Below are 7080 nucleotides of genomic sequence, written 5' to 3'. Positions count from 1 at the left end.
CCGGCACGCACCGGTACTTCACCGTCGTGCACGCCGTCGACGTCGACACGCTCGACGTTCCCGAGGAGGCGAGCCCGGCCATCCTCGGCTTCAACCTGCACTTCCACACGCTGGCCCGCGCGATCCTCGTGCCGACGGCCTCGGCCGCCGACGCGAGTTAGCCACCCGAGGTGTGAGTTCGGGTGCACGATGCGCGAGTCGAGCCGCCCGAACTCACTCCTCGGTGCAGCGGGTGGCGGGGGAGCTGTCTGCCCCTCGGTAGGGTGGCCAGGTGGAAACGCATCACGTTCGAGTCCATCGCAGCGACGAGAACCTGGCCAAGGAAGACCAGCTCGCCTGGAAGATCGCGCAGCTCGCGACCGACCGGACCCCGGTCGACGACGACGTCACCGAGATGGTCGTGAACCGGGTCATCGACAACGCGGCCGTCGCCGCGGCATCCCTCGTGCGCCCCGCCCCTGCCGCGGCGCGTGCCCAGGCGCTCGCGCACCCCGTCTCGATCGGGGGAGCGGGCGCGACCGTCTTCGGCACCGCCCTGAATCGGCGCACCTCGGTGGAATGGGCCGCGTGGGCGAACGGCGTGGCCGTGCGCGAGCTCGACTTCCACGACACCTTCCTCGCGGCCGAGTACTCTCACCCGGGCGACAACATTCCGCCCGTGGTCGCCGTCGCCCAGCACGCGGCCGCCCGCGGGCTGACGGGAGCCGACGTCATCCGCGGCATCGCCACCGGCTACGAGGTGCAGATCGACCTCGCCCGCGCGATCAGCCTGCACGCGCACAAGATCGACCACGTCGCTCACCTCGGGCCGAGCGCGGCGGCCGGCATCGGCGCGCTGCTCGGGCTGCCGGCCGACACGATCTACCAGGCGATCGGCCAGGCGCTGCACACGACCACCGCCACGCGCCAGTCGCGCAAGGGCGAGATCTCGTCGTGGAAGGCGTATGCGCCGGCGCTCGCCGGCAAGGCCGCCATCGAGTCGATCGACCGGGCGATGCGCGGCCAGACCAGCCCGACGCCGATCTGGGAGGGCGAGGACGGCGTCATCGCCTGGCTTCTCGATGGGCCGGATGCCTCGTATGACGTGGCGCTGCCGGGGGCGGCCGAGCCCAAGCGCGCCATCCTCGACTCCTTCACGAAGGAGCACTCGGCCGAGTACCAGGCCCAGGCCTGGATCGACCTCGCCCGCAAGCTGCACAGCGAGTACCCGCTGATCTTCGACGACCCGGCGCGGGTGGAATCCATCGTTCTCAAGACCTCGCATCACACGCATTTCGTCATCGGATCGGGCGCGAACGACCCGCAGAAGTACTCGCCGGATGCCTCGCGCGAGACCCTCGACCACTCGGTGCCCTACATCTTCACGGTCGCGCTGCAGGACGGCGGGTGGGACCACGAGCACTCCTACGACCCCGAGCGCACCCATCGCCCCGACACCGTCGCGCTGTGGAAGAAGGTCACCACGGTCGAGGACCCGGAGTGGACCCGCCGCTACCACTCGCTCGACCCGAAGGAGCAGGCCTTCGGCGGCGCCATCGAGGTGCGATTCACCGACGGCTCGGTGATCACCGACGAGATCGCGGTCGCCGACGCGCACCCCTCCGGCGCGAAGCCGTTCGCCCGCGACGACTATGTGCGCAAGTTCCGCACCCTCGCCGAAGACGCGCTCGAGCCCGAGGAGATCGACCGCTTCCTCGACGTCGCGCAGCGCCTGCCCGAGCTCACCGCCGACGAGCTCGGCGAGCTGAGCTTCACCGCGAAGTACGGGCATCTGGCGCAGGCTGACGCGCCCGACGGGCTGTTCTAGGCGGGCGCGACGTGTTCTACGCCAAGCAGACGGCCGCGGCCAAGCGCGCCGCGTTCCGCGAGCGGCTCGCGAGCGGCGAGCTGCTGCGCTTCCCCGGCGCCTTCAACCCGCTGTCGGCGCGGCTGATCGAGCAGCGCGGCTTCGACGGCGTCTACGTCTCGGGCGCCGTGCTGTCGGCCGACCTCGGGCTGCCCGACATCGGGCTCACGACACTCACCGAGGTCGCCGGGCGCACGCACCAGATCGCGCGCATGACCGAGCTGCCGACCCTCGTCGACGTTGACACGGGGTTCGGCGAGCCGATGAACGTCGCGCGCACGGTGCAGGAGCTCGAGGATGCCGGCGCGGGCGGCATCCACATCGAAGATCAGGTGAACCCCAAGCGCTGCGGCCATCTCGATGGCAAAGAGGTCGTCGACGACGAGACGGCGATCAAGCGCATCCGCGCCGCGGTCGATGCCCGCCGCGACCCGAACCTGCTGATCATGGCCCGCACCGACGCGCGCGGCGTGGTCGGGCTGCCCGGGGCGATCGACCGCATGAAGGCGCTGGTGGATGCCGGCGCTGACGCGATCTTCCCCGAGGCGCTGGCCACCCTCGACGAGTTCGCGGCCGTGCGGGCATCCGTCGACGTGCCGATCCTGGCGAACATGACGGAATTCGGGAAGTCCGAGCTGTTCACGGTCTCGCAGCTGCGCGACGTCGGCGTCAACATCGTCATCTGGCCGGTCTCGCTGCTGCGGCTCGCGATGGGGGCGGCGCTGCGCGGGCTCGACGAGCTCGATGCTTCCGGGTCGCTCGCGGCGCTCACCGGGCAGATGCAGCATCGCGCCGAGCTGTACGAGCTGATCGACTACGAGGGCTACAACGCCTTCGACTCGGGGATCTTCAACTTCAACGTCGAGAAATAGTCCGCTGGTCGACTCGCCGAAGGCGAATGGAGACCGAGACCGAGACCGAGACCGCTCAAGGAGGAGCACGTGACCGACACCGAAATCCACAAGGGGCTCGCCGGCGTCGTCGTCGACACGACCGAGATCTCGTCGGTGAATCAGGAGACGAACTCGCTGCTGTATCGCGGCTACCCCGTGCAGGAGCTCGCGGCGGCGTGCAGCTTCGAGCAGGTCGCGTACCTGATCTGGCACGGCGAGCTGCCGACGGCCGACGAGCTCGAGGCCTTCGAGGCGGTCGAGCGTGGCCAGCGCGCGCTGCGCCCCGAGGTGCGGGCGCTCATCGAGCAGACGCCGGTGTCGGGGCATCCGATGGACGTGCTGCGCACCGCGGTCAGCCTGCTCGGCGCGCTCGAGACGAGGTTCCCCGACGACGAGCGCAGCGACTACGAGAAATCCGTGCGCCTGTTCGCGCAGCTGCCCGCGATCGTCGCCTACGACCAGAGGCACCGGCACGGCATGGACCCGATTCCGGCCCGGGAAGATCTCGACTACGCGTCGAACTTCCTCTGGATGACCTTCGGCGAGCTGCCCGACCCGGTCGTGAACGACGCGTTCCGGCAGTCGCTCGTGCTCTATGCCGAGCACTCGTTCAACGCGTCGACGTTCACGGCGCGCGTGGTCGCTTCGACGCTGTCGGACCTGCACTCGGGTGTCGTCGCCGCGATCTCGGCGCTCAAGGGGCCGCTGCACGGCGGCGCGAACGAGGCCGTCATGGCGACTTTCGCCGAGATCGGCTCGGCGTCGCGCGTCGAGGAGTGGCTCGACGACGCGCTCGCGAACAAGAAGAAGATCATGGGCTTCGGCCACCGGGTCTACAAGAACGGCGACTCGCGCGTGCCGACGATGGAGGCCGCGCTCAAGAGGGTCGTCGAGCACTACAACCGCCCCGACGTGCTCGAGCTCTACACGGCGCTCGAAGAGGCGATGGGCGCGCGCAAGAACATCAAGCCGAACCTCGACTACCCCTCGGGCCCGGCCTATCACCTGATGGGCTTCGACACCCCGACCTTCACCCCGATCTTCGCGGCGGCGCGGGTCACCGGCTGGACGGCCCACTTCATCGAGCAGCAGGCGCACAACTCGCTGATCCGCCCGCTGTCGAAGTACGCAGGCCCCGAGCAACGCGCGGTCTGAGCCCGCGCCGCGCGCCGCGTCGCCGCTTCTGGCTCCGTGTTCCGCCTTTTTCGAACCAGAAGCGACGGCTCAGCGGGCGAGGAAGTCGGCGACCGAGCGCGGCTCGCGCCCGAGCAGCTTCCCGAGCAGCGGGTCCGTCCCGGCGAAGAAGCCACCGGCGGCGGCCTCGAAGATGCCGAGACGGAATCGCGCCGAGAACTCGTCGGCACCGGCCCGCTGCTGGGCGGCCAGCCACGCGTCGGGGCCCTGCACGTCGAGACCGATCTCGTGCCCGACGACCCTCGAGGCGATCACCGCGAGGTCGCCGAACGTCGGCGCTGACGGCGCGGTCAGGGTCACGGGCCCGTCGAACGGCTCGTCGGCCAGAAGGATCGCGGCCGCGGCCTCCGCCACGTCGTCGCGCGAGGTCCACGACACCGGCCCGTCTGCGGGTGCGGTGATGACCCCGGTCTCACGCCACGGCCCGAGCAGGAACGCGAGGGTGTGCACGTAGAAGCCGTTGCGCAGCGCGGTCCACGGCAGGCCCGAGTCGGCAAGCATGCGTTCGGTGGCTGCGTGATCGCGCGCAGGGCCGAAGGGCGAGTCGGATGCCGCACCCTGATGGCTGGTGTACAGGATTCGGCCGACGCCTGCGCTCACGGCCGCGTCAATGGCGTTGCGGTGCAGGGCGACGGCGTCGGCGGCGGGATCACTCGACGACACCAGCAGCAATTGGTCGGCGCCCGCGAAGGCACCCGGCAGCGAAGCCGGGTCGGCGAAGTCGCCGGGACGGACCTGAACGCCGCGTGCCGCGAAGTGTGCGGCCTTCGAGATGTCGCGCGCGACCACGGCGATGTCGCCCGCCGGCAGCTTCTTCAGGAGGTGTTCGGCGGTGGCGCCGTTGAGTGCGCCCGTGGCGCCGGTGATGACGATCATGGAAAGTCCCCTTCGTTTCCGCTGGAATCATTCCGATGTTATCAACGGAAACACGGCGCTAGCAATGCAGCGTTATCGTTGATTCGTGAGCGAGCTGCCCCGCCCCAGAGACGACGTTCGCGCGCGGCTCATCGACGTCGCCGCCGACTTGCTCCGGCAGCACGGTGTGGGGGCGCTCACCACGCGCGCCGTCGCCGAGCGCGGTGGCGTTCAGGCCCCCACGATCTATCGCCTGTTCGGCGACAAGGACGGGCTGCTCGATGCGCTGGCCGAGCGCGTGATGGCCGACTTCGCGGCGCGGAAGGCCGCGGCGTCGGCCAGTGGGGCCGAGGTCGACCCGTTCGACGACCTGCGTGCCGGGTGGGACATGACCATCGAGTTCGGCCTCGCGTACCCCGATCTGTATGTGCTGCTGAGCGACCCCGAGCGCTCGCGGCGATCGCCGGCGACACAGGCGGGCCTCCAGCAGCTCGCGGCTCGCGTGCATCGGGTGGCGCTCGCCGGCCGGCTCGCCATCGCAGAGGATCGTGCCGTTGAGCTGATCCACGCGGCCGGCACCGGCGCGATCCTGTCGACGCTCGCGCGCCCGGCCGACGCACGCGATTGGTCGCTCGCGGACGACATGTTCGCGGCCGTCGCCGCGCGGCTGCTGATCGGCGGGGTGGCAGGAGCGGTCGAGGCGACTGAGGCCGCCGCAGCAGCCGGGCCCCGAGCAGAAGCCGCGACTTCCGCGTCTGCCGCGATCGCGCTGCGGGCGCAGGCATCCGATCTCTCACAGCTCTCGGAGGGCGAGCGGGCGCTGCTCGCCGAATGGCTGGACCGCGTCATCGCCGCTTCCTGAACGAGGCGCGCCGCGAGATCTGCCCCGCGTACCGTGAACCGCCGCGTGAAGGTTCGGCAGGCGGATTTCGCGCGTGGCCGGGCCCGCGACCGCCGCTGTCAGCCCGGCGAGTTAGCGTGTGCGCATGACGTTGACGGATGCCGCACTCTCGGCGCACGCCGCAGAAGAGGCATCCGATCACCGGCTCGCGACGGCGCCGCTCACGACCACCTACGCGCCCGCCGACCCCGTCGACCTGCGCGCAACGCTCGCGCCCGTCGGCCGCGGGCCGTACGACCCGACGACGCAGTGGGACCCCTCTTATTACGCCGTCGTGTGGCGCACCTTCACGACGCCAGGCGGCCCGGTCGCCCTGCGGCTCGAGCAGCCCGGCCGCGGCGCCCCCGTCACCGCCAAAGCCTGGGGCCCGGGGGCCGAGTGGGCGATCGCCGGCGTTCCGCAGCTCCTGGGCGCGGGCGACGACTGGTCGCAGCTCGACCTGTCGCGGCATCCGTTCCTGGCCGAGACCCTGCGCCGCAACCCGGGCCTGCGCCTGCCGCGAACGCGCCGCGTCTTCGAGGCGATGGCTCCCGCGATCTTCGAGCAGAAGGTGACGAGCCTCGAGGCCTACCGCGAGTGGGCGCGGCTCGTGACCCGCTTCGGCACGATGCCGCCGGGGCCCGCGCACCTCATGCCGCGCAACCTCAGGGTCGCGCCGACGTCCGAGGTGTGGCGCGCGATTCCGAGCTGGGAGTGGCACCAGGCCGGCGTCGACCCCACGCGCAGCCGCACCCTCGTCGAGGCCGCGAGCCGGGCGGCCGCGATCGAGCGCGCGGCAGACGGCGCCGACCCAACGACCGCGCTCACCAGTCTGCGCGGCATTGGCCCATGGACCGTGGCCGAGACGCTGCAGCGCAGCCACGGCCACCCCGACCAGGTCTCGGTCGGCGACTATCACGTGCCGCACTTCGTCGGCTACGCGCTCGCCGGCGACCGGCAGTGCGACGACGAGGGCATGCTCGAGCTGCTCGAGCCCTGGGCCGGTCAGCGCCAGCGGGTCGTGCGGCTGATCCTTCTGAGCGGTCGGCTGCCCGAGAGGCGCGGCCCGCGGGCGACGATCACCGATCATCGGCGTCGCTAGAAATATCCTTGCGACCATGGCCACTGGCGAGAGCGATCCGGGCGCGGGCACGAGCACGAGCGAACTGCAGTCCGTCGCGGCCGCCGCCGTCGAGCAGGTGCGCCAGTGGCTCGCCGAGCCCGCACAGCAGTGGCCGAGCGGGGCGCGGCGTCTGGCCGAGCTGTTGCGGGAAGAGGGCGGCCTCGACTTCGCCGTGCAGTTCGTCGACGGCGTCGCCCGCCCGCGCGACCTCTCTGTCGCCGCCCGCAAACTGCACGAGCTGTCGGGGCGCGTGCCTGCTTCCCTGCATGGCGGGCTGCGCACGGCGCTC

The 7080-nt window shown here is 71.1% G+C and carries 7 protein-coding genes and 1 pseudogene; 7 read left to right on the top strand and 1 reads right to left on the bottom strand.

The window, feature by feature from the left end:
* The 4 genes and pseudogenes from ACM2XV_RS10735 to ACM2XV_RS10720 all read left to right on the top strand — a co-directional run.
* Window positions 1-161, top strand: a pseudogene (locus tag ACM2XV_RS10735) (YbhB/YbcL family Raf kinase inhibitor-like protein); the annotation flags it as partial.
* Window positions 162-271: 110 nt separating this feature from the next.
* Window positions 272-1807, top strand: a complete 1536-nt coding sequence (locus tag ACM2XV_RS10730) for an MmgE/PrpD family protein (protein ID WP_487026921.1) — start codon at window positions 272-274, stop codon at window positions 1805-1807.
* Window positions 1808-1818: 11 nt separating this feature from the next.
* A complete protein-coding gene (gene prpB / locus ACM2XV_RS10725) occupies window positions 1819-2718 on the top strand; it encodes a methylisocitrate lyase (RefSeq protein WP_487026920.1) in 900 nt (299 codons plus the stop codon).
* Between the two features lie 69 nt (window positions 2719-2787).
* A complete protein-coding gene (locus tag ACM2XV_RS10720; protein ID WP_487026919.1) occupies window positions 2788-3894 on the top strand; it encodes a bifunctional 2-methylcitrate synthase/citrate synthase in 1107 nt (368 codons plus the stop codon).
* Between the two features lie 69 nt (window positions 3895-3963).
* Here ACM2XV_RS10720 and ACM2XV_RS10715 read toward each other — a convergent pair whose 3' ends face one another.
* Window positions 3964-4809 (bottom strand): NAD(P)H-binding protein, encoded by an 846-nt coding sequence (locus ACM2XV_RS10715; RefSeq protein ID WP_487026918.1) that lies wholly within the window; start codon window positions 4807-4809, stop codon window positions 3964-3966.
* 85 nt (window positions 4810-4894) lie between these two features.
* Here ACM2XV_RS10715 and ACM2XV_RS10710 point away from each other — a divergent pair, with 85 nt between their 5' ends.
* The 3 genes from ACM2XV_RS10710 to ACM2XV_RS10700 all read left to right on the top strand — a co-directional run.
* The gene (locus tag ACM2XV_RS10710) at window positions 4895-5650 is read left to right on the top strand and encodes a TetR/AcrR family transcriptional regulator (RefSeq protein WP_487026917.1); all 756 of its coding nucleotides are present in this window, start codon (window positions 4895-4897) and stop codon (window positions 5648-5650) included.
* Between the two features lie 124 nt (window positions 5651-5774).
* Entirely contained in the window at window positions 5775-6770 is a 996-nt protein-coding gene (locus ACM2XV_RS10705; protein ID WP_487026916.1) for a DNA-3-methyladenine glycosylase family protein, read from the top strand.
* A gap of 16 nt (window positions 6771-6786) precedes the next feature.
* The coding region (locus tag ACM2XV_RS10700; protein WP_487026915.1) for a hypothetical protein at window positions 6787-7080 on the top strand (294 nt) is incomplete at its 3' end.

The organism is Gryllotalpicola sp. CP2-P1 (assembly GCF_057512245.1).
The sequence above is the reverse complement of the archived record's forward strand: the minus strand, read 5'-3'. Positions and strand labels throughout refer to the sequence as shown.